19 protein-coding genes are annotated in these 20,623 nt (G+C 70.7%); 4 read left to right on the top strand and 15 right to left on the bottom strand.

The window, feature by feature from the left end; translation table 11 throughout:
• Nucleotides 1-9: 9 nt before the first annotated feature.
• The 4 genes from lspA to DK412_RS22725 all read left to right on the top strand — a co-directional run bounded on the left by lspA (nucleotide 10) and on the right by DK412_RS22725 (nucleotide 4,482).
• Complete coding sequence (gene lspA, locus DK412_RS22740; RefSeq protein ID WP_109973806.1) at nucleotides 10-507, top strand: signal peptidase II; 498 nt, start codon at nucleotides 10-12, stop codon at nucleotides 505-507.
• Nucleotides 508-639: 132 nt separating this feature from the next.
• On the top strand, nucleotides 640-1,299 hold the full coding sequence (locus DK412_RS22735) for a hypothetical protein (protein WP_109973805.1): 660 nt from the start codon (nucleotides 640-642) through the stop codon (nucleotides 1,297-1,299).
• Between the two features lie 422 nt (nucleotides 1,300-1,721).
• Nucleotides 1,722-3,086: a pitrilysin family protein gene (locus DK412_RS22730; protein ID WP_204165425.1), complete on the top strand. Its 1,365-nt coding sequence runs from the start codon at nucleotides 1,722-1,724 to the stop codon at nucleotides 3,084-3,086.
• 97 nt (nucleotides 3,087-3,183) lie between these two features.
• On the top strand, nucleotides 3,184-4,482 hold the full coding sequence (locus DK412_RS22725) for a pitrilysin family protein (RefSeq protein WP_109973803.1): 1,299 nt from the start codon (nucleotides 3,184-3,186) through the stop codon (nucleotides 4,480-4,482).
• Nucleotides 4,483-4,949: 467 nt separating this feature from the next.
• On the opposite strand, the gene DK412_RS22720 is transcribed toward DK412_RS22725, so the two are convergent.
• The 15 genes from DK412_RS22720 to DK412_RS22655 form a co-directional block, all read right to left on the bottom strand.
• The gene (locus DK412_RS22720; RefSeq protein ID WP_109973802.1) at nucleotides 4,950-5,213 is read right to left on the bottom strand and encodes a DUF1150 domain-containing protein; all 264 of its coding nucleotides are present in this window, start codon (nucleotides 5,211-5,213) and stop codon (nucleotides 4,950-4,952) included.
• A 93-nt stretch (nucleotides 5,214-5,306) separates the two neighbouring features.
• A complete protein-coding gene (locus DK412_RS22715) occupies nucleotides 5,307-5,741 on the bottom strand; it encodes an Hsp20 family protein (RefSeq protein WP_093569103.1) in 435 nt (144 codons plus the stop codon).
• Between the two features lie 154 nt (nucleotides 5,742-5,895).
• Nucleotides 5,896-6,552: a DUF2939 domain-containing protein gene (locus DK412_RS22710; RefSeq protein ID WP_109973801.1), complete on the bottom strand. Its 657-nt coding sequence runs from the start codon at nucleotides 6,550-6,552 to the stop codon at nucleotides 5,896-5,898.
• Between the two features lie 34 nt (nucleotides 6,553-6,586).
• The gene (locus tag DK412_RS22705) at nucleotides 6,587-7,120 is read right to left on the bottom strand and encodes an RNA pyrophosphohydrolase (RefSeq protein ID WP_109973800.1); all 534 of its coding nucleotides are present in this window, start codon (nucleotides 7,118-7,120) and stop codon (nucleotides 6,587-6,589) included.
• An 81-nt stretch (nucleotides 7,121-7,201) separates the two neighbouring features.
• Entirely contained in the window at nucleotides 7,202-8,392 is a 1,191-nt protein-coding gene (locus tag DK412_RS22700; protein ID WP_109973799.1) for a divergent polysaccharide deacetylase family protein, read from the bottom strand.
• 134 nt (nucleotides 8,393-8,526) lie between these two features.
• Complete coding sequence (locus DK412_RS22695) at nucleotides 8,527-9,855, bottom strand: S41 family peptidase (protein WP_109973798.1); 1,329 nt, start codon at nucleotides 9,853-9,855, stop codon at nucleotides 8,527-8,529.
• Nucleotides 9,855-11,141 (bottom strand): peptidoglycan DD-metalloendopeptidase family protein, encoded by a 1,287-nt coding sequence (locus tag DK412_RS22690; protein ID WP_245571973.1) that lies wholly within the window; start codon nucleotides 11,139-11,141, stop codon nucleotides 9,855-9,857. The genes DK412_RS22695 and DK412_RS22690 overlap by 1 nt, the downstream gene beginning before the upstream one ends.
• Nucleotides 11,142-11,185: 44 nt before the next feature.
• Nucleotides 11,186-11,674 (bottom strand): 23S rRNA (pseudouridine(1915)-N(3))-methyltransferase RlmH, encoded by a 489-nt coding sequence (gene rlmH, locus DK412_RS22685; RefSeq protein WP_109973796.1) that lies wholly within the window; start codon nucleotides 11,672-11,674, stop codon nucleotides 11,186-11,188.
• A 30-nt stretch (nucleotides 11,675-11,704) separates the two neighbouring features.
• Nucleotides 11,705-12,037, bottom strand: coding sequence for a ribosome silencing factor (gene rsfS / locus DK412_RS22680; RefSeq protein WP_109973795.1), 333 nt, complete (start codon nucleotides 12,035-12,037; stop codon nucleotides 11,705-11,707).
• A 248-nt stretch (nucleotides 12,038-12,285) separates the two neighbouring features.
• The gene (locus tag DK412_RS22675) at nucleotides 12,286-12,906 is read right to left on the bottom strand and encodes a nicotinate-nucleotide adenylyltransferase (protein WP_109973794.1); all 621 of its coding nucleotides are present in this window, start codon (nucleotides 12,904-12,906) and stop codon (nucleotides 12,286-12,288) included.
• A 38-nt stretch (nucleotides 12,907-12,944) separates the two neighbouring features.
• Nucleotides 12,945-14,186, bottom strand: coding sequence for a glutamate-5-semialdehyde dehydrogenase (locus DK412_RS22670; protein WP_245571972.1), 1,242 nt, complete (start codon nucleotides 14,184-14,186; stop codon nucleotides 12,945-12,947).
• A gap of 185 nt (nucleotides 14,187-14,371) precedes the next feature.
• Nucleotides 14,372-15,127, bottom strand: coding sequence for a hypothetical protein (locus tag DK412_RS31150; protein WP_245447185.1), 756 nt, complete (start codon nucleotides 15,125-15,127; stop codon nucleotides 14,372-14,374).
• Complete coding sequence (locus DK412_RS31145; protein WP_245447183.1) at nucleotides 15,124-15,768, bottom strand: pilus assembly protein TadG-related protein; 645 nt, start codon at nucleotides 15,766-15,768, stop codon at nucleotides 15,124-15,126. The genes DK412_RS31150 and DK412_RS31145 overlap by 4 nt, the downstream gene beginning before the upstream one ends.
• A gap of 494 nt (nucleotides 15,769-16,262) precedes the next feature.
• Nucleotides 16,263-18,068 (bottom strand): translation elongation factor 4, encoded by a 1,806-nt coding sequence (gene lepA, locus DK412_RS22660; RefSeq protein WP_109973792.1) that lies wholly within the window; start codon nucleotides 18,066-18,068, stop codon nucleotides 16,263-16,265.
• 186 nt (nucleotides 18,069-18,254) lie between these two features.
• The gene (locus DK412_RS22655) at nucleotides 18,255-20,495 is read right to left on the bottom strand and encodes a TonB-dependent siderophore receptor (protein ID WP_109973791.1); all 2,241 of its coding nucleotides are present in this window, start codon (nucleotides 20,493-20,495) and stop codon (nucleotides 18,255-18,257) included.
• Nucleotides 20,496-20,623: the final 128 nt, after the last annotated feature.

Below are 20,623 nucleotides of genomic sequence, written 5' to 3'. Positions count from 1 at the left end.
CCTCAAGGGATGCGTCCCCTCCCCTTCGGGCTCCTGGTCGCGCTCGTCACCCTGGTCCTCGACCAGGGGACGAAGCTCGGCCTCCTGTTCCTCGCCGATCTGCCCCTGCGCGAGCCGGTGGTGCTCGCGCCCTTCGCGCAGCTGATCGTGGTGTGGAACCGCGGCGTCTCCTACGGGCTGTTCCAGCAGGATTCGGCGCTCGGGCGCTGGCTGCTGGTGGGCGTGTCGCTGGTGGCGACGGTCGCGCTCTCGGTGTGGATGGCCCGGGCCGGCAGCCGCTGGCTCGCCGGCTCGCTCGGCCTCATCGTCGGCGGGGCGATCGGCAACGCCATCGACCGCGCCGCCTACGGCGCGGTGTTCGACTTCGTCCACCTCCATGCCGGGGCCTGGTCCTGGTACGTGTTCAACGTGGCGGATGCCGGCATCGTCTTCGGCGTGGTCGGACTCCTCTACGACGGGCTGGTGCTGGAGCGCCGCCGGGCCCCGGCAACGGGCGGGCAGACCTGAAAACTCGTGTGTGTCGCGGGCGCCACGCCGGGTCCAGGCGTTGCGCCCGCTCGACGCCACGCCATACCTTCGCCCGAAACCGCCCCCACCCAAGCTCGCAAGCAGGGGAGCGGGACAGGCAAGGGGGCCAGCATGCTCGACAAGCGCACGATATTCGCCGCGGTGACGGTCGCGGGCCTCGCGGTCTCGTCTGGCGCGTACGCCCAGGAGGGCGTCGCGATGAAGAACGCCCTGTCGTCGATCGGCCTGATCGAGCCCCAGCGGCCGACCATCACCTATCGCGAGCGCGCGCCCCTGGTGCTGCCGCCGCACATGGACAAGGCCGCCCTGCCGCCGCCGGTCGATCGCCGCGCCGTGCGCGAGGCCAACCCGCAATGGCCGACCGATCCCGAGGCCGCCGCCCGCGACCGCCGTGCCGCCGAGGACCGCAAGCCGATCACCCGCGGCTATAGCGGCCGGATGAGCGACAACAACGCCACGATCTCGGTCCAGGAGATGCGGGCCGGCCGGCGCGAGGGCGCCAGCATGACGACGGAGCCGACCTACAAGCCGGGCGACAACGTCAAGGAGTCGTTCTGGCTCAACCCGATGCAGCTGCTGGCCGGCAAGAAGGCGGACGAGGATCCGAACCTTCCCGACGTCGAGCCGTCCCGCGACGCGCTGACCGAGCCGCCGACCGGCTACCGCAAGCCGCCGAACGGCAAGATCGCCCGCACCGAGAAGGGCCCGAACGCGATGATCAGCGACCGCGAGCAGGCCGATCCCGGCGCCTATCTGCGCTCGCGCCAGTAACGTTTCCGAGACCGTCTCCGAGTTCCAGCCCCGGGCCGCACCAGCGACCCGGGGTTTTCGTTGGTCGAGACCCGCTCGCCATGCAGGGCTTCGGGCCAGATTGCCCCAAGGGCCGCTCTGGCAGCAGGAAGGTCAAGCTTCCGATGAATGTCCGTTCACGCTTCAACTAAGCCATAACGGAGCCGATCTGCGTCGAGTGCATTTCTCCGCAGTTCTCGGGTCCCCCCTGCCACAAAATGCTCTAGAACAGGGTCTCTAACGGCCAGCGACCCCGGTGGCCGGCCCGCCGGCCGGCTCGGACGCCCCGCTGGCCCGTGACTCGCATGAGCCGCAAGCCTCTCTTAAGTGAGCCGGTTCACGATCCAACACGGGTGGCCCGTCCGGCCGCCCGGCTAAGGTAGATCAGGATGCCCCCATACAGGATGCGCCCCGCCCCCGGCCTCGTCTGCCCCGTCAGCGCGACCCTGCGCACCGACGCGGCGCCCTTCGGCCGAGCGGAGGCGGGCGGTCCCGACGTGGCGTCCTTCGTGCTCGACAACGGCCTCGACGTGGTGGTGGTGCCCGACCACCGCGCCCCGGTCGTCACCCACATGGTGTGGTACCGCAACGGCTCGGCGGATGATCCGCTCGGCCAGTCCGGCATCGCCCACTTCCTCGAGCACCTGATGTTCAAGGGCACCGAGACCCATCCGGTCGGCGCCTTCTCGAAGGCGGTGTCGAGCTTGGGGGGCCAGGAGAACGCCTTCACGTCGTTCGACTACACCGCCTACTTCCAGCGCGTCGCCCGCGAGAACCTGAAGACCATGATGAGCTTCGAGGCGGACCGGATGACCGGCCTGATCCTCGACGACGCCGTGGTGGCCCCCGAGCGCGACGTGGTGCTGGAGGAGCGACGCATGCGGGTCGAGACCGATCCGGCGGCCCAGCTCTCCGAGGCGATGGCGGCCTCGCTGTTCGTGCACCATCCCTACGGCATCCCGATCATCGGCTGGATGCACGAGATCGAGGAGCTGAACCGCACCCACGCCCTCGACTATTACCGCCGCTTCTACACCCCGGAGAACGCCATCCTGGTGGTCGCCGGCGACGTCACCGCCGACGAGGTCCGGCGGCTCGCCGACGACACCTACGGCGTGGTGGCGCCGCGCGGCGCCCGGCCGCAGCGGGTGCGGCCGCGGGAGCCGGAGCCGCGGGCGGCGCGCCGCCTCAGCGTCGCCGACCCGAAGGTCGAGCAGCCGACCCTGCAGCGGCTCTACCTCACCCCCTCCTGCATCACCGCCCGCGACGGCGAGAGCCACGCCCTGGAGCTGCTGGCCGAGGTGTTGGGCGGCGGGCCGACCTCCTACCTCTACCGCAGCCTGGTGCTGGACCAGGGCGTCGCGGTGAATGCCGGTGCCTGGTACATGGGCTCGGCGATCGACGACACCCGCTTCTCGGTCTACGCCGTGCCGGCGGAGGGCGTGAGCCTCGAGAAGCTGGAGGAGGCCCTCGACCGCGCGCTCGCCCGCGCCCCCTCCGAGGCCCTGTCCGCCACCGCGATCGAGCGGGCGAAGACCCGCCTCGTCGCCGAGACGGTGTACTCTTCCGACAGCCAGTCGTCGCTCGCCCGCATCTTCGGCTCGGCGCTCGCCATCGGCGAGAGCATCGAGGAAGTCCGGCGCTGGCCGGCCGAGATCGAGGCGGTGCAGGCCGCCCACCTGGCGGCCGTCGCCGAGCGCTACCTGGTGCCGGCCCGCTCGGTCACCGGCTATCTGACCAAGGGTCAAGCGGCCGCGGCGGCCGCCTGAGCCCGACAGTCCGGATACCGCCCGGCGCCGTCTCGCGCCGCCGGGCGGACTTCTCTCTTCCAAGATACACTCTTCCAAGACACAACAAGAGGTCCTCATGACCCCGGCCGACGCCGTCTCCCGCACTGCCGCCGCCTCGTCCTCCTCCCCGACCCAGGCGCGCCCCGTCCTCTCGGCCCGCGGCATCGAGGCCTGGCACGTCGCGTCGCCGATCGTCCCGCTGATCGCGCTCGCCTTCACCTTCGAGGGCGGCGCCGCGCAGGATCCCGAGGGCAAGGCCGGTACCGCGCAGATGCTGGCCCGCCTCCTCGACGAGGGCGCCGGGCCGCACGATTCCGACGCCTTCCAGGAGCGGTTGGCCGCCCGCGCCATCGAGCTGAGCTTCCATGCCGGGCCGGACGCGATCGGCGGCTCGCTCAAGATGCTGGTCAAGCACGCCGACGAGGCGATCGAGCTGCTGGCGCTCGCGCTGGCCCAGCCGCGCTTCGACCAGCCGGCGATCGAGCGGGTGCGGGCGCAGATGCTGGCCGGCCTGCGCTACCAGCAGAACGATCCCGGCGTGATGGCCTCGCGCCGCTTCTTCGCCGAGGCCTATCCGGGCCATCCCTACGGCCGGCCCTCCTCGGGCACGATCGAGACCGTGTCGTCGATCACCCGCGACGACCTCGTGGCGATGCATCGCCGGCTGCTCGCCCGCGGCCGGGTCAAGGTCGCGGCGGTCGGCGCCATCGACGAGGAGACGCTGGTGCGCGCCCTCGACGCCGCCTTCGGCGCCCTGCCGGAGGGCGGCGAGCTGAATGCGGTGCCGGCGACCGCGATCACGGGCCTGGGGCGGCGCATCGTCGTCGATCTCGACGTACCGCAATCGGTCCTGCGCTTCGGCACCGACGGCGTGGCGTGGCGCGACCCCGACTTCATCCCGGCCTACGTGCTCAACCACATCCTGGGCGGCGGCGCCTTCACCTCGCGGCTGTTCCAGGAGGTGCGCGAGAAGCGCGGCCTCGCCTACTCGGTCGGCACCTCGCTGGTGAGCCACCGCGCCGCCTCGATGACCTGGGGCTACACCGCGACCAAGAACGAGCGCGTCGCCGAGTGCCTGACGGTGATCGCCGACGAGATCGCCCGCCTGACCAGCGACGGCCCGTCCGACGACGAGTTGCAGAAGGCCAAGGACTACCTCACCGGCTCCTACGCCCTCGGCTTCGACACCTCGACCAAGATCGCCCACCAGCTGGTGCAGATCGCCTTCGAGGGGCTGGGCATCGATTACATCTCCCGCCGCAACGGCCTGATCGGCGCGGTGACGCAAGCCGACATCCGCCGCGCCGCGGCCCGCACCCTCGGGGACGGCAAGCTGCTGGTGGTGGCGGCCGGGCGGCCGACGGCGATGGAATGAAGCGAGGGGGGCGGCATGGCCGCCTCCGTTGTGCCCCTTCTCCCAGGCTCGCGTGGCTCCGAGACTGGGGACACGTACCGCCGAGAAACTCAATCGCCGATGAGGCCGCCGCGGCAGATCGGAAAGCACGGACGCCCGTGAGGGCAGACAATCGATCGTAAGCCACTCCCCTTTCCCGGACGACTGCAGCGTCAGCGAAAGGAGATCCGGGATCCAGCGCAAAGAGCCGCGAAGCGTCTGCTTGTCTGCAACGATGCAGCATACAGAGCCGCCTCGCGGCACTTCCTTTGCTGGATCCCACATCTCCTTCCGCTGACGCTACAGTTGTCCGGGAAAGGGTAGTGTTTTGACGTCCAACGGCGTTCTCAGGCTGCGTCTCCCGAATGGCCGTGCGGTCGTCGTCAGACCATCGTGAGGCCCGCCGGGCCGGCTCGGGATAACGGCACCGCCATCCCGAGCCGCCCGGATCAATGCACGCTGAGCGCCTGCAGGTCGTGCGCCCACGCATTGGCGAAGGCCGCGTCGCGGCTGTCGGTCAGCAGGATCGGGGCGCCGCTCGCCGAGAGCAGGGCGAACAGGTCGAGGCCGGGGGTGAGGTCCGGAGCCTCCGGGAAGAGGCGCTTGACCTCCTCCGAGCGCATGGCGCGGACATAGGCCACGTGGCCCTCGCCGAGGGCGGCGAGCGCGCCGGCGTCGAGGGTGGAGTCCAGGTTCAGGGTGGTGTCGGACATGATGCGCCCTCCTCTGAAAGGCAGCAGGACGGTGGATCGACCAAGCCCCGGAGCGGCGGCCCGTCGACCGGTGTGACCCCGATATGGGGATGGTCAGGCGTCGTCGCGCGACCCGATGTCGATCCGTCGCACGATGCGCTCCGGCTCGGGCCGGGCGAGGTCGATCGACAGCAGACCGTTCGACAGGTCGGCACCCAGCACCTCCATGCCGTCGGCGAGCAGGAAGGCGCGCTGGAACTGCCGGGCGGCGATGCCCCGGTGCAGGAAGGTCCGGCTCTTGTCGTCGGCTTGGCGGCCGCGGACGATGAGCTGGCTCTCCTCCAGGGTCACGTCGAGCTGGTCGCGGGTGAAGCCGGCCACCGCCAGGGTGATGCGCAGCCGCTCCGGCTCCCGCTCGGTGCGGGGCAGCCTCTCGATGTTGTAGGGCGGGTAGCCGTCATTGGCGGCCTTGGCGACGCGGTCGAGCGCCTGCTCGATCTCGTCGAAGCCCAGCAGGAACGGATGCCCGAACGGCGAAGGACGCGTCATGGTGTCGGCGAAGCCCTGTTGCGAGAGGCACTTCGGTCAGGTCGGGGCCCGCCTGCGCAGCGCCCGTCGGGGCCGACCGCAACTCCGCCGGGCCCGAGCCGAGATATGAGGAGCACGGGGCAGCGCATCAAGGGGACGCACGGGTCTCCAAAGTCTAGCGCTGCATCGCCCCGGTGAGCCGCTGGCTGATGCGCTCGCGCAGTGCGCCGGGCAGTTCCAGGTCGACGAGGCGCCAGGTCCAGCCGCGCAGGCGCAGGCGCAGGCGGAACCGGTTCTCGATCGGCCGGTCGGGCGGGTAGCTCACCACCATGCCACGAAACCCCCGCGGCTCGGCCGAGCGAAACAGGGCGAAGAGCTGGCTGAGCGTCGAGGCGTGCAGGCCGAGCGCGTTCCTGTCCTTCGGGGCTGCGGGGGACGTGGCCGTGGTGTCGCCGGGCGCGGTCTCGCGGGCGCCGCCGTCGCGGGCGAGGCCGGCGCGCACCGGCCAGCCGTCGTCGAGGAGGTCGATCAGGGTCTCGGGGGTGACGAGGGACTCGACCAGTGGCTCCGCCAGCGCCCCGCTCGCCTCGGTCAGGATGGTGCGCTCGCGGGGCGACAGGTCGCGGCGCGCCGAGATGCCGTCGACCGCCGCGGCGAGCGCCTGCTTGGTCAGGGACAGCCGCAGGGTGCGGAAGTTCACCCGTTGCGCCACGGCGGCCGCGTCGTGCGCCTGCACCGCCTGCGACAGGCGGTAGAGCGCGACGTAGGGCGAGATCCCGTAGGCGACCCATAGGAGCACGACCACGAGGCCGGCGAGCCACCAGCGGGTCATGGGACGGCGCCGGCGGGCGGGCGCGCGGGACCGGTCACGCCGGGCGCGCGAGGTGGGCGAAGGCGGCGATCACCTGCTCGTAGACCGGGCGCTTGAACGGGATGACCAGGTCGGCGAGGTTCGCCAGCGGCTCCCAGCGCCAGCCGTCGAACTCCGCCTTGTGGGCGCCGCCGCCCGGCCGCAGGATGTCGATCTCGCGCTCGTCGCCCTCGAACGCGAAGGCGAACCATTTCTGGGTCTGGCCGCGGTAGCGCCCCTTCCAGGGCTTGCCGGCCGCGAAGGTCGGCAGGTCGTAGGAGTACCAGCCCGGCGCCTCGGCGAGCAGGCGCACCGAGCTGGGAGCGACGTTGGTCTCCTCGTAGAGCTCGCGCAGGGCGGCGTCCCGCGGCGCCTCGCCCTCGTCGATGCCGCCCTGCGGCATCTGCCAGGCATGGGCGCCGAGATCACCTGAGTCGTGCCGCCGGTGGCCGGCGAAGACCAGCCCGTCGCGATTGAACAGGGCGATGCCGACGCAGGGCCGGTACGGAAGGCTGGCCAGGGCGGAGTCGGGGCGGTGAAGCGATGCCATGAGGCGACCTTAAAGCAATTTCCCCGCCTGTGGACCGACCATCCGGCGAAAATGCGGGGCGAGCGTGGCCGTGGCGGCGATTCACGTCCCCGAGCGCATGGCTCGGCTCGCCGGCACCAGCAGGATACCGCGGGATTCGAGGTCGCGCGCCCAGCGGGCGATGCGGTCGATCGAGAGCGGCTGGCCGGTGGCCGAGCCGAGCACGAAGCCGGACTTGCGTGCCGCCTCCTCCAGGCGGGCGAGCTCGCGGTCGATCGCGTCCGGGCGCGGCACCGCGTCGACGACGATCTCGGCCCGGGCCGCCGGCACCTTGGCCTTGCGGGCGAGATCGCGGGCGAGCGAGCGCGGTGAGGTGCCGTCGTCGAGGAAACCGAGGCCGCGCCCGCCGACCTCGCGCAGGACCGGCTCCAGGGCGGAGGCCTCGCCGGTGAGGCGCGCACCCATGAAGTTCATCACCCCGACCGCGCCCTGCACCCGGGCGAGCACGAAGGCGAGGCGGTCGAGATTCTCCGCGGGCTTGGCGCCCGCCAGCAGGGTCTGGGGGCCGGGATCGTTGTCGGGATAGTCGAACGGCTCCATCGGCACCTGCACCAGCACCTCGTGCCCGGCCTCGCGGGCGCGGGCGGCGCTGCGCGGGACGTCGGCGCCGTAGGGCGCGAAGGCCAGGCTGACCGCCGGCGGCAGGCGCTGGATCGCGTCCTGGGTCGCGGCCTGGCCGATGCCGAGGCCCGACACCACGAGGGCGATGCGGCCCGCGACCGCCCCGCCCCGCTCCAGCCCCGCGGCCTCGGGACGGGCATAGACGTCGAGAGGCCGGGCACCGTCCGGGCCGACCTTCGGCAGCGGCCCGTAGCGGCCGCGCTCGGCGAGGCGCGGGTCGGGGGCGGGGTTCAGGCGGATCGGGCCGCCCGGCACCCGGATCACCACCGAATCCGGCGCGCTCGTGCCGTCCGGCCGGTTCACCGCGACGCCGGACGCCCGCTCGACCTCGACGGCGCTGCGGCTCGCCGGATCGGGAGGGGCCGGAACCGCCGGCTCCGGCACGGGAGCGACCGGGGCCCGGACCTCGATCGCCGCGACCGCGTACGGCTCGCCGGCAAGCGGATCGTCGCCGAGGACCAGGAATGCGGCGAGACCGAGGGCACCCGCGCCGAGGGCGAAGGCGGCGAGCGCCTTCGGCCGCAGGACGGCGCGCCAGTGCTCGACGCGGGCGGTCGCCTCGTCCCTCAGCCCGAGGGGACGGGTCAGGATGGTGTCGGACGCGAGCGGCACAGGCGTGAGGTCCCGCGACCGTGTCGCTGCCAGAAAGGCGGAAGGCCCGCAGCGCCGGTCGTTCGACCGGTATTGCGGGCCTTCGTGGTAAATGCCGGGTTAAGGGCGAGGCCTGAGCGGCACCCGCCTCACCGTCAGTTCGGCTTCGGCTCCGTGGTCTTCGCCGTGTTGGCGGCGCCCTTCTGCACGCCGTGCAGGAAGTCGACCGCGGCGATCAGCTGCTTGTCCTTGGCCGGGTCCGGCGGGACGTAGGCCGACGAGCCGCCGCGCTCCTCGGTGTCCTTCTGCTTGAGGTGGCCCTTCAGGCCGGCCTCGCCCTTGGTCTCGTCCTTGCCCTTCAGCTCGTCGGGCACGTCCTGCAGCACCTCCTGGTCCGGCTCGATGCCCTTGGCCTGGATCGAGCGGCCGGACGGGGTGTAGTAGCGCGCGGTGGTGAGCCGCAGGGCGCCGTTGCCGCCGAGCGGGATGATCGACTGGACCGAGCCCTTGCCGAAGGAGCGGGTGCCGAGCACCGTCGCCCGCTTGTGGTCCTGGAGCGCGCCGGCGACGATCTCGGAGGCCGAGGCCGAGCCGCCGTTGACCAGCACCACCACCGGCTTGCCCTTGGTCAGGTCGCCGGACTTGGCCGAGAAGCGCTGCGTCTCGTCCGGGTTGCGGCCGCGGGTCGAGACGATCTCGCCGCGGTCGAGGAAGGCGTCGGAGACCATCACCGCCTGGTCGAGCAGGCCGCCCGGGTTGTTGCGCAGGTCGATGATGAAGCCCTTGAGCTTGTCGCCCGGCAGGTCGGTCGAGAGCTTGTCGACGGCGGCCTTCAGGCCGTCATAGGTCTGCTCGTTGAACTGGGTCAGGCGGATGTAGCCGATGTCGCCGCCCTCGGTGCGCGAGCGCACGGGCTTGATCCGGATCAGGTCGCGGTTGAGCGTGACCTCGAGCGGATCCTTGGCCTCCTTGCGGGTGATCTTGAGCTTCACCGGCGAGTTGACGGGCCCGCGCATCTTGTCGACGGCCTGGTTGAGGGACAGGCCCTGGACCTGGTCGCCGTCGATCTGGGTGATGATGTCGTTGGCGAGCAGGCCGGCGCGGGCGGCGGGCGTGTCGTCGATCGGGGTGACGACCTTGATCAGGCCGTCCTCCATCGTGACCTCGATGCCGAGGCCGCCGAACTCGCCCTTGGTCTGGACCTGCATGTCACGGAAGCTCTTGGCGTCCATGTAGCTCGAATGCGGGTCGAGCGAGGTCAGCATGCCGTTGACGGCCGCCTCGATCAGCTTCCCCTCGTCGGGCTTCTCGACGTAGTCGGTGCGGATCTTCTCGAACACGTCGCCGAACAGGCTGAGCTGGCGATAGGTCTCGGCCGAGGCGGCGACGGCGCTCGTGCTCGAGAGCAGGTGGGTCTGGGTCGCTACCGTGGCCGTCCCGGCGCCCAGGACGGCTCCGAACAGGACGAGGGAAACTTTGCGCATTATCCGCGAACCTTCTCGCTTGACCCTTTGGCCCACCAAGGATCCGGGTCGATGGAGCCACCGTCTTTCTTGAACTCGACGTACAGGACGGGATCGTTCCGCCCACCGGCTCCTGCCGAAGGTGCGGAGCCCGTGTCTCCCATCACGGCGACCGGCTCCCCCGCTAGCACGAACTGACCCACCTCGACGTTGATCTGGTCCATGCCCGCCAGGAGCAGATAGTAGCCGTCGCCCGCGTTGATGATCAAGAGACGACCGTAGGAGCGGAACGCCCCCGCATAGGCCACCCAGCCGTCGGCCGGAGAGGAGACGACGCCCCGCGGGCGCGTCATGAGCGATATGCCGCGGCTGGTGCCCCCGGCGCCGTCGGGGCTGCCGAAGGTCCGCACCACCTCGCCGCTCACCGGGCGCGGCACCAGGCCGCGCACCTGGGGGAACGGCACCTTGGGGGCGAGGCGCGCCGGATCGCGCAGGGCCGCGGCCGCGAAGCGCTCGCGGGTCTCGCGGCTCTCGGCCTCCGCCGCCTCCTTCGCCGCACCCGCGGCGCGGCGGGCATTGGCGAGGTCGCCGTCGAGGCGGTCGACCAGGTCCTTGAGCGAGCGGGCCTGGCCGGCGAGGCCCGTCGCCCGATCGCGCTCGGCGGTGAGCCCGCTCTCCGCCTCGCCGAGGCGGGCCTGGCGGGCATTGATGAGGGCGGTGAGGCGCTGGCGCTCGGCGGCCCAGCCCTTGATGTCGCCGCGCAGGGTCTCCTGGTCGGCGGCGATGAGGCCGCGCAGGCGCACCAGCTCGGCGAGGTCGCCGGCCAGGGTCTCGGCCTCGCCCTGCAGCTCGGGCACCACGGCGCCGAGCAGCATCGAGGTGCGGATCGCCGCCAGCACGTCCTCGGGCCGCACCAGCACCGCCGGCGGCGGCCGCCGGCCCATGCGCTGGAGCGCGGCGAGCACCTCGGCGATGACGCCGCGGCGGCCCTCCAGCGAGCGGCGGAGCGCCGTCTCGCTGCCGGCCATGGTCTGGAGCCGGGCTTCGAGGTCGGAGATGCGGCCTTCCGCTTCCTGCGCCTTGCGGGCGGCGTCGATCAGGGCCTGGTTGAGCCGGGCGCCGTCGCCCTTGATCTCGGCCACCTCGCGCTCGAGCTTGGCCTTGGTCTCGTTGCTGGCCTGGAGCGCGCTCTCGATCGCCCGCAGGCTCTCGGCGCGCCGGTCCTTCTCGGCCTGCGCCTTCGCCACCGGATCCGCGGCCGGGTCCGGCGCCGTCTGGGCGCGGGCCGGCCGATCCGGGACCGGCACGGCGAGCGCCGCGGCGAGGAGGGTGGCGGGGAGGAGCGCTCGGGTCACGGGGCGCCGCGGTGATAGGGGTGGCCGGAGAGGATCGTCATGGCCCGGTAGAGCTGCTCGAGGGCCAGGACCCGGACGAGGCCGTGCGGCAGGGTGGCGGCCCCGAAGGCGAAGACGAGGTCGGCTCTTGCTCTCACACTAGGGTCGAGGCCGTCGGCGCCGCCAATCACGATGGCGAGACCGGGCCGGCCGCCGTCGCGCCAGGCGCCGAGCTGGTCGGCGAAGCCGAGGCTCGTCACCGCCTTGCCGCCCTCGTCGAGGACGACCAGGGCGGCGCCGGGCGGGACCGCCGCCAGGATCGCGCCGGCTTCCTCGGCGCAGCGGTCCGGCGCACGCCGGGCCCGGCTCTCCGGGATCTCGGTCGCTTGCACGGCGGAGAAGCCGAGGCTCCGGCCGAGCGCGTCGGCGCGGCCGCGATACTCCTCGGCGAGGTCGCGCTCGGGGCCGCGCTTGAGGCGGCCCACCGCGACGAGGGCGAGCCGCATGGCGGCGTGTCCGTCCCTGGCGTTGCGGGCTCAGCCGGCGAGGCGGTCGGCCGGCCGGTCGGCGCCCCAGATTTTCTCCAGGTTGTAGAAGTGCCGAACCTCGGGCCGGAAGACGTGGATCAGGATGTCGCCGGCGTCGATCAGCACCCAGTCGCAGGCCGGCATGCCCTCGACCCGAGGATTGCCGAAGCCGCGGCCCTTGAACTCCTGGATCACCTTGTCGGCGATGGAACCGACATGGCGCTGGGAGCGGCCGGAGGTGATGATCATGGCGTCGGCGATCGAAGTCCTGCCGACGAGGTCGATCTCGACGGTGTCCTCGGCCTTCATGTCCTCAAGGCAGGCGAGGGCAACCGACCTCATGTCCGCGGCCTCGGGCGCGCCGGTCGTGGCATCCTGCGCCTGGGCTTCAGCGGGAAGCTCGGTGTCCTGAGCTTCGTGAGAGATTGCGTCGTTCAGTGCCGGCCCCTGTCGATGAAGGCACCCGGTGGCGCCACGAGACGATATTGCCCGCGGCCTACGCGGTGCCGATGCCATTAGATCCCGACAGTGGCGAACGAAAGGCGGATTTTCAAGCTGGCGCGGTGCAAATCCCGCGCAAACGCCTCCGATCAGCGCGCGGGTCGGGCCGAACGACCAGGGTCGGCGGCGCGCAAAGCCGTGGAGGACAGGCCGTTGCGCGGCCCGTGCAGGAAGACCCAGGCGGGCGGCGACCGGCCGGCCAGGGTCGCGGCGGCGGCCGCGTCGATGCGCGATCCGGCGAGCGTCCGGGCGGCGGGAGAGGCCATGGCCTTGAGGGTGTAGCCCGGCCGATCGATCACCGCGAACGGCATCCGGGCGGCGATCTCGCGCCAGCCGCGCCAGCGGTGGAAGCTCGCCAGGCTGTCGGCGCCCATGATCCAGACGAAGCGGACCTCCGGGTGGCGCGCCGTCAGCCAGGTCAGGGTCTCGACGGTGTAGCGGATGCCTAAGCCCGCCTCGAACCCGGTGACGGCGATCCGGGGATCGCGCGCCACCGCCCGGGCGCCCTCGGCGCGGGCCGCGGTCTCGGGCAGGTGCCGACGGTCCTTCAGCGGGTTGCCGGGGCTCACCAGCCACCAGACCCGGTCGAGGGCGAGGCGCCGCAGGGCCAGCCGGCTGACATGCCGGTGGCCGGCATGGGCCGGGTTGAACGAGCCGCCGTAGAGGCCGACCCGCAGGCCCGGGGCGAGGGGCGGCAGGCGCACGATCACGCGCGCGAATCCCGGACCGCGGCGCCTCCTTCAGAGGGTCACGGGCGGATCTGCCCGGCGCCGCGCACCCGGTACTTGAAGGTGGTGAGCTGCTCGACGCCGACCGGCCCACGCGCGTGCATCCGCCCGGTGGCGATGCCGATCTCGGCGCCGAAGCCGAACTCGCCGCCGTCGGCGAACTGGGTCGAGGCGTTGTGGACCACGATCGCCGAATCGACCTCCGCGAGGAAGCGTCCGGCCGCCGCCTCGTCCTCGGTCAGGATCGAGTCGGTGTGGTGCGAGCCGTATCCCTCGATGTGGTCGATGGCGGCGTCCAGCCCGTCGACCACCCGCACGGAAATGATCGCGTCGAGGTACTCGGTGCGCCAATCCTCCTCGGTCGCCGGCGTCACCCGGGAATCGACGGCGCGTGCCGCGTCGTCGCCGCGCACGGCGCAGCCGGCGTCGAGCAGGTCGGTCACCAGGGGCGCGAGGTGGGTGGCCGCGCAGGCGCGGTCGACCAGCAGCGTCTCGGCGGCGCCGCAGACGCCGGTGCGGCGCAGCTTGCTGTTGCGCACGACCGAGCGAGCCATGGCGAGGTCGGCGGCCGCGTGCACGAAGACGTGGCAGATCCCCTCGAGATGGGCGAAGACCGGCACCCGCGCCTCGTCCTGCACCCGGGCCACCAGGCCCTTGCCGCCGCGGGGCACGATCACGTCGATGGCGCCGTCGAGGCCGGTGAGCATCGCGCCGACCGCCGCGCGGTCGCGGGTCGGCACGAGCTGGATCGCGTCGGCCGGCAGGCCGGTCCGGGTCAGGCCCGCGATCATCGCCTCGGCGATGGCGGTGGCGCTGCGGTGGCTCTCCGAGCCGGCGCGCAGGATCGCGGCGTTGCCGGCCTTGAGGCAGAGCGCGCCGGCATCCGCCGTGACGTTGGGGCGGCTCTCGAAGATCACCCCGACGACGCCGAGCGGCGTCGCCACCCGCTCGATCGTCAGGCCGTTCGGCCGCTCGTAGGTGGCGAGCCGGCGCCCGACGGGATCGGGCAGGCCGGCGACGCTCTCCAGGGCCTCGGCGATCGCCTCGATCCGGGCGGGGTTCAGCGCCAGGCGATCGAGGGTGGCGGCGGGCAGGCCCTTGGCGCGCGCCTCCGCCATGTCGGCGGCGTTGGCCTCGAGGATCGCCGCGCCCGCCTCGCGCAAGGCGCGCGCCGCCTCGCGCAGCGCCTCGTCCTTGGCCGGGCCTGGGACGACCGCCATCCGGCGCGCGGCGGCGCGGGCGCGCCGGCCGATCTCGCGCATCAGCGCGTCGACATCCTCTTGGCAGGACTCTTGGCGGGGCTTCAGGCTCAGAACGGACACGGTCGTCATCCTGGCCGCCATCGCGGCGGCGTTCGGCCGCCACGTGTCGGGCGGCGCGTCGGTGGAACGCTCCTCATGCCACGTGCCGGCGCACGGCGACAAGCGCCCGAAGCGGGCGGGAGCGTTCAGTCCGCCAGGCCGATCGCGCCGCTCTTCGGCCCGAGGCCCTTCGGCACCGGCACGTCGGTGGCGCTGTAGCGGGTGTTGATGACGAGGCGCGGGCCGTTCGCCAGGACGATCTGGTTGGCGACGATCGCCGTGTACTCGGATTGATCGGCCACCACCTGGTTGGTCTGCACCGAGAACGTTCCGCGCGGCAGGTAGATCGTGCCGACGAGACGCCTGGCGCTGTCGCTCAGAACCTCGAACGATCGACCGGCCGGCGCGGTGCGATCCTCGAAGAGGAGCAGGCCTGCCATGTCCCCGTCCCTCGGGGCCGTGAGCTCGACGACCGAACTCGGAAGCAGGAGCAATGGCTGTTTGACCTGCACTTTGGCCTTGCCGATGTCTCCGGTAAAGTAGATGCCAACGCCATCCCCCTTCATGTAGCCGGCTGTCTTGACGGTCACGGCCAACTTACATATTTCCTGAGAATATGTTTTGTCCGTTACCCTTGAGGTGTGGGATAGAGTCTTACATTTTTTCTCCACGGCCTGTCGCTGTTCTGCCGGACCAACGATCAGGGGGCCGTCTTTCATGACGTAGATGCCCGGTTTCAACGTGACCTCGGCGCCACCCTCGATCGAGAGACCGCCGCAATACGTTCCGGGCGAGAGCGTGTGGGTGCCGGCCTTGAGCGACAGGTCGCTGGCGATGCAGCCGCCGACCGAAGGCTGCGGCCGAACGGCGAGCGGATCCTTGAGAGTGGGACAGCCGGTCACCGGAAGCGGCCTGAAATTCGATTGTCCCCCTGAAAGCCACCGACCGTACATGTTCTCGTCGCGGCGATCACGCTCTGTTCGCTTGCTGCAAGCCCTCCGGCATAGGGAGACAGGGAGTAGACCACGCAGTCGTCGGCATCGATCCTCGCGTTGTCCTTGAGCTGGATGGTGGTGCCTCCCCTCGACGCCAGCCCCAGGACGCAGAGCTTGGAGGACCCCACCGCCTCGGCGGTGGCCGAGACGGTGATGTCGGTGAGGTGCGGCGTCACGAGACGGCTCATGATCGCGTGCTTGCGCTGCGTCAGCGTCACCTTGACCCCGGTCGGTGCCCGCGCGCCGGGCGTCCAGCCCGCCGGCACGAACGGCCCGCCCGAGCGCTCGCGAGCCACCGCCAGGGTCACGACCGACACAGGCCCGTCGCCGCGCTCCAGCTTCACGGTACCGTCGACATAGGAGCGTGCCAGCGACTGCATCCGCTGCTGGCTCGCCCCAGCGACCTGGATATCGGACATGACCGCGAGGGCTGCGGCGTCGGCCGCCTGCTGCAGCGTCGTCCGTTGCAGCACCCAGGACGTGTAATCGACCCCGAGCCCGATGATACCCAGCAGGACCGGCGCGACCAGGGCGAAGATGACCACCACGCTCGCCGACGGATCCGCCGCAAAACGATCCCACCGAGCGTATCCGCACCGCATCATCGCACCAGCCAGTCTCGCTCCGGTTGTCGCAAGATCATGCGCGGGGCGAGTTAAGGCGACGTTGCGTCGCGTGACGGAGCGATCACAAGTAGAGCACAATCAATCGCGCCCAATATAATCTTGCATTTCGCAGCGTCGTCGAGATCGGAACAGCGAATTTATTCCTTTATCGGCACGACAGGCCAAAAAAAAGCGCCGCCGGGGCGACCGGCGGCGCTCGATCGGGCACATCCGATCACGTTGCGATCGAATACTGCTCCGAGCATTCGGTTCGGCTGCATCTACTTCGACGAACCGACACTCGCTTCGTCGGACAATGACCGCAGAATCCCCCGCCGACGTGGTCACCGGCTCGGCACCGGAAATGCTGCAAGACAAAAAGCCGAGCAGAGTCGCCCTGTGCAACTCTGCCGAGGGGCCCGGCCCCGGGTCGGACGTCAGCTGTCCATCTTGAGGGCGGCGATGAACGCCTCCTGCGGGATCTCGACCTTGCCGAACTGGCGCATGCGCTTCTTGCCCTCCTTCTGCTTGTCGAGGAGCTTGCGCTTGCGGGAGATGTCGCCGCCGTAGCACTTGGCGGTGACGTCCTTCGACAGGGCCCGGATGGTCTCGCGGGCGATGATCTTGCCGCCGATCGCCGCCTGGACCGGGATCTGGAACAGGTGGCGCGGAATCAGGTCCTTCAGCTTCTCGCACATCGCCCGGCCGCGGCTCTCGGCGCGGGTGCGGTGGACCAGCATCGAAAGCGCGTCGACCGGCTCGGCATTGACGAGGATCGACATCTTCACGAGGTCGCCCTCGCGGTAATCCGAGATGTGGTAGTCGAACGAGGCGTAGCCCTTCGAGATCGACTTCAGCCGGTCGTAGAAGTCGAACACGACCTCGTTGAGCGGCAGGTCGTAGACGACCATGGCGCGCTTGCCGACGTAGTTGAGGTCGATCTGGGTGCCGCGCCGGTCCTGGCACAGCTTGAGCACGCCGCCGAGATACTCGTCCGGCGTCATGATCGTGGCGCGGATCCAGGGCTCCTCGATCGTGTCGATCTTCATCACGTCGGGCATGTCGGCCGGGTTGTGCAGCTCGCGCTGCTCGCCGTCGGACATGTTGAGGTGGTAGACCACGCTCGGCGCGGTCGAGATCAGGTCGAGGTTGAACTCGCGCTCCAGCCGCTCCTGGATGATCTCGAGGTGGAGGAGCCCGAGGAAGCCGCAGCGGAAGCCGAAGCCGAGCGCGGCGGAGGTCTCCATCTCGTAGGAGAACGAGGCGTCGTTGAGCCGGAGCTTGCCCATCGCGCCGCGAAGATTCTCGAAGTCGGCGGCGTCGACCGGGAACAGGCCGCAGAACACCACCGGCTGCACCGGCTTGAAGCCCGGCATCGCCTCCTTGGTCTTGCGCTTGTCCTCGGTGATGGTGTCGCCGACGCGGGTGTCGGCGACCTCCTTGATCGAGCCGGTGAAGAAGCCGACCTCGCCGGGGCCGAGTTCGGCCATGTCCTGCATCTTGGGCCGGAACACGCCGAGGCGCTCGACGCCGTAGGCCGCGTCCGCGCCCATCATGCGGATCGTCATGCCCTTCTTGAGCACGCCGTCGACGATGCGCACCAGCACCACGACGCCGAGATAGACGTCGTACCAGGAATCGACCAGCAGGGCCTTCAGCGGCGCCGCCCGGTCGCCCTTCGGCGGCGGCAGGCGGGTGACGATCGCCTCCAGCACCGCCTCGATGTTGAGGCCGGTCTTGGCCGAGATCGGCACCGCGTCCTTCGCGTCGATGCCGATCACCTCCTCGATCTGCTCCTTGACCCGGTCGGGCTCGGCCGCCGGCAGGTCGATCTTGTTGAGGACCGGGACGATCTCGTGGTTGGCGTCGAGCGCCTGGTAGACGTTGGCCAGCGTCTGCGCCTCGACGCCCTGCGAGGCGTCGACGACCAGCAGCGAGCCCTCGCAGGCGGCGAGCGAGCGCGACACCTCGTAGGCGAAGTCGACGTGGCCGGGAGTGTCCATCAGGTTGAGGACGTAGTCGCGCCCGTCATGCGCCTTGTATTCCAGGCGCACGGTCTGCGCCTTGATGGTGATGCCGCGCTCCTTCTCGATGTCCATCGAGTCGAGCATCTGCTCGCTCATGTCGCGCGCCGCGACCGCGCCGGTGATCTGGATCAGCCGGTCGGCGAGCGTCGACTTGCCGTGGTCGATATGGGCGACGATCGAGAAGTTGCGGATGTTGTCGATGGGGGACGCGGTCATCGTGTGGCTGTCTCCGGCGCACGGGCGCGGCGATGCGCGGGGCGCACGGCGTAAGGGAAAAGTCGCCCGGAGATAGCAGCGGCACCCCGCCGCGCCAAGACGGCGGCCGGACGCACGCGAGTCTCGAAGGAGCGGTGCGACCGGCGATCGCCGCACCGGGGGCGGGCCGCGGCAAGCCCCCTCCCCTCACCACCGATAGATCAGGCTCCCCAGGATCTGCCGCGGCTGGCCGCGATAGCAGGCGCCGGCCTGGCAGTTGAAGTAGGTGCGGTCGAGGAGGTTCGAGACGTTGACCTGCGCCCGCATGCCCTTCAGCCGCGGATCGATCCGGGCGAAATCGAAAGCCGCCACCGCGTCGAACAGGGTCACGGTGGAATTGCGAAAACTGCCGATCACGTCGTTGGCCGGGCTGGTGCCGGCGTAGCGCACGCCGCCGCCGAGGCTGAAGCCGCTCAAGGGCGACGCGGTCGGGAAGGCGTAGGTGGCAAACAGCCGGAAGGTGTTGCCGGGGATGCCCGAGAGGGCGAGGCCGACCGTCTCCGGGCTGCCGGGGTTCTTCGTCGTGCGGATGTCGACGTGGCTGTAGGCGGCGGTGAGGTTGATGCCGGGGCCGAGATTGGCCGTCGCCTCGAGCTCGGCGCCGCGGGACTTCACCTCGCCGACCGCCGCCGTGTAGAGGAGCGGGTTGACCGGGTCCGGCACGAGCACGTTGGTCTGGGTGATGTCGAACACCGCCATGTTGAGGAAGACGCTGGTGCCCGGCACGTTGAACTTCACGCCGCCTTCGAGCTGGTTGCCCCTGGTCGGCTGAAACGCCTGCCCGAGCCGGTCGAGGCCGAGCTGGGGCGCGAAGGTGGTGGCGTAGCTGACATACGGCACCAGCTCGTCGGTGAGCAGGTAATTGAGGCCGACGCGGCCGCTGAAGGCCCGGTCGGAGCTCGCGGTGCGATTCGTCGGGTCGCCGGCGGTCTCGTTCGCGGTCGCGACGCTGTCGTGCCGGCCGGTGAGGGTCAGGATGAAGCGGCCGAACTTCGCCTGGTCCTGCACGTAGGTGCCGAGCTGCGACTGCGTCAGCCGCGTGGCGGTGCCGAGCACCGGCGCGGCGATGACCTGCGCCCCGTAATTCGGCCGCACCAGGCCGCCGATCTGCAGGTCCGGTGCCGCGCCGAAGCCCATGCGCTGGCCGTAGGTGGAATAAGTGTAGTCCAGGCCGGCGACGAGGTCGTGCCGCACCGGGCCGGTGGCGCCGCGGATCTCGATCTGGTTGTCGAGGGAGATCGTGTCGAGGACGTTGGTGATGCGACCGGTGCTGCGCGAGGCCCGGGCGAGATCGTCGCTCAGGGCGTCGATCTGCGTGTACCGCAGGTCGGCATCGACGTGGTAATACCGAAAATTCTGACGGAAGACGATGTCGGGCGTGAATTTGTGCTCGAAGGCGTAGCCGATCCGGGCCTGCTCGGTGTTGAAGTTCTGGAACGCCGGATCGCCGGAGAAGATCCGGCTCTTCTGGAAGCGCGGATCGGCGTAGCTGGAGTAGAACGAGGTGTTTCCCGGCACCGTGTTGTTCAGGTACTCGGCCAGCAGCGTGACGCTGGTGTCCGTCGAAGGGCGCCAGGTGAGCGCCGGGGCGATCATCGCCCGGTCGTCGGTGCTGCCGGGCAGGAAGGTGCCGCTCTGCCGCACGAGACCGGTCAGGCGGTAGAGGAGCGTGCCGTCGCTGCCCTCCACGGGGCCGCCGAGATCGAAGTTGCCTTGCGCGCGGTCGTAGTTGCCGCCCTGCAGCCAGACCTCGCCGAACGGCACGGAGGTCGGGCGCTTCGAGGTCAGGTCGACGATGCCGCCGGGCGAGCCGAGGCCGTAGAGCCCGCCCGCCGGTCCGCGCAGGATGGTGATGGCGTCGAGGCCGTAGGGCTCGACCCGCGGGATACCGAACGGCGAGGAGGGCTGGCGCAGCCCGTCGCGGTAGATGCCGATATTCGTGACGCTGAAGCCGCGGATGTAGAACGCGTCGAAGCGCGGATCGTAGCCGAACACGTTCGAGGCGACGCCCGGCGTGTAGTTGATCGCCTCGTTGAGCGTCTGGACGTTGCGGTCGTCGAGCTGCTCGCGGGTGACGACCGAGACCGATTGCGGCGTCTCGATCAGCGGCGTGTTGGTCTTGGTGGCGGTGGGCGACACCCGGGCGGTGTAGCCCTGCACCCCGCTCGGGCCCCCGCCTCCGCCGCTGGTGGCCGAGGCCTCCGCCGGCGCGCCGACGCTCCGCGGCGCCTGCGGCGCGGAGACCGAGATCTCGTCGAGCTTGATCGCCTCCTGCTGCTGCGCGAGCGCCGGCGCCGCGGCGAGCCCGGTCGCCAGACCGGAGAGGAGCAGCGAGCGGAAGGAGGGCCGGCGCGACGGACGGGAGGGGGACCGGGGATGCTGGCTCATGCGTGACGCAACTCGAAAGAGGAGGGAAGCGGCCGAATGGCCGCAAGCTATGTCGCGCCGGCGGGAGCGTTAAGTATCCAGTTCGTATCGTTTAGATCGACTCGACATTACATCCCAATTTGTCAGCG

The organism is Methylobacterium sp. 17Sr1-1 (assembly GCF_003173775.1).
In the GTDB taxonomy this organism is placed as follows: domain Bacteria; phylum Pseudomonadota; class Alphaproteobacteria; order Rhizobiales; family Beijerinckiaceae; genus Methylobacterium.
The sequence above is the reverse complement of the archived record's forward strand: the minus strand, read 5'-3'. Positions and strand labels throughout refer to the sequence as shown.

What these genes read in the sequence shown, in the direction of transcription:
- lspA (WP_109973806.1), top strand. Translation starts at nt 10, where the DNA reads ATGCGTCCCCTCCCCTTCGGGCTCCTGGTCGCGCTCGTCACCCTGGTC.
- rlmH (WP_109973796.1), bottom strand. Translation starts at nt 11,674, where the DNA reads ATGCGGCTCGCCCTCGTCGCGGTGGGCCGCCTCAAGCGCGGCCCCGAG.
- DK412_RS22695 (WP_109973798.1), bottom strand. Translation starts at nt 9,855, where the DNA reads ATGCGCAAAGTTTCCCTCGTCCTGTTCGGAGCCGTCCTGGGCGCCGGG.
- DK412_RS22710 (WP_109973801.1), bottom strand. Translation starts at nt 6,552, where the DNA reads ATGACCCGCTGGTGGCTCGCCGGCCTCGTGGTCGTGCTCCTATGGGTC.
- DK412_RS22705 (WP_109973800.1), bottom strand. Translation starts at nt 7,120, where the DNA reads ATGGCATCGCTTCACCGCCCCGACTCCGCCCTGGCCAGCCTTCCGTAC.
- DK412_RS22670 (WP_245571972.1), bottom strand. Translation starts at nt 14,186, where the DNA reads ATGCGCGAGATCGGCCGGCGCGCCCGCGCCGCCGCGCGCCGGATGGCG.
- DK412_RS22730 (WP_204165425.1), top strand. Translation starts at nt 1,722, where the DNA reads ATGCGCCCCGCCCCCGGCCTCGTCTGCCCCGTCAGCGCGACCCTGCGC.
- DK412_RS22735 (WP_109973805.1), top strand. Translation starts at nt 640, where the DNA reads ATGCTCGACAAGCGCACGATATTCGCCGCGGTGACGGTCGCGGGCCTC.
- DK412_RS22725 (WP_109973803.1), top strand. Translation starts at nt 3,184, where the DNA reads ATGACCCCGGCCGACGCCGTCTCCCGCACTGCCGCCGCCTCGTCCTCC.
- DK412_RS22720 (WP_109973802.1), bottom strand. Translation starts at nt 5,213, where the DNA reads ATGTCCGACACCACCCTGAACCTGGACTCCACCCTCGACGCCGGCGCG.
- rsfS (WP_109973795.1), bottom strand. Translation starts at nt 12,037, where the DNA reads ATGAGGTCGGTTGCCCTCGCCTGCCTTGAGGACATGAAGGCCGAGGAC.
- lepA (WP_109973792.1), bottom strand. Translation starts at nt 18,068, where the DNA reads ATGACCGCGTCCCCCATCGACAACATCCGCAACTTCTCGATCGTCGCC.
- DK412_RS22655 (WP_109973791.1), bottom strand. Translation starts at nt 20,495, where the DNA reads ATGAGCCAGCATCCCCGGTCCCCCTCCCGTCCGTCGCGCCGGCCCTCC.
- DK412_RS22715 (WP_093569103.1), bottom strand. Translation starts at nt 5,741, where the DNA reads ATGACGCGTCCTTCGCCGTTCGGGCATCCGTTCCTGCTGGGCTTCGAC.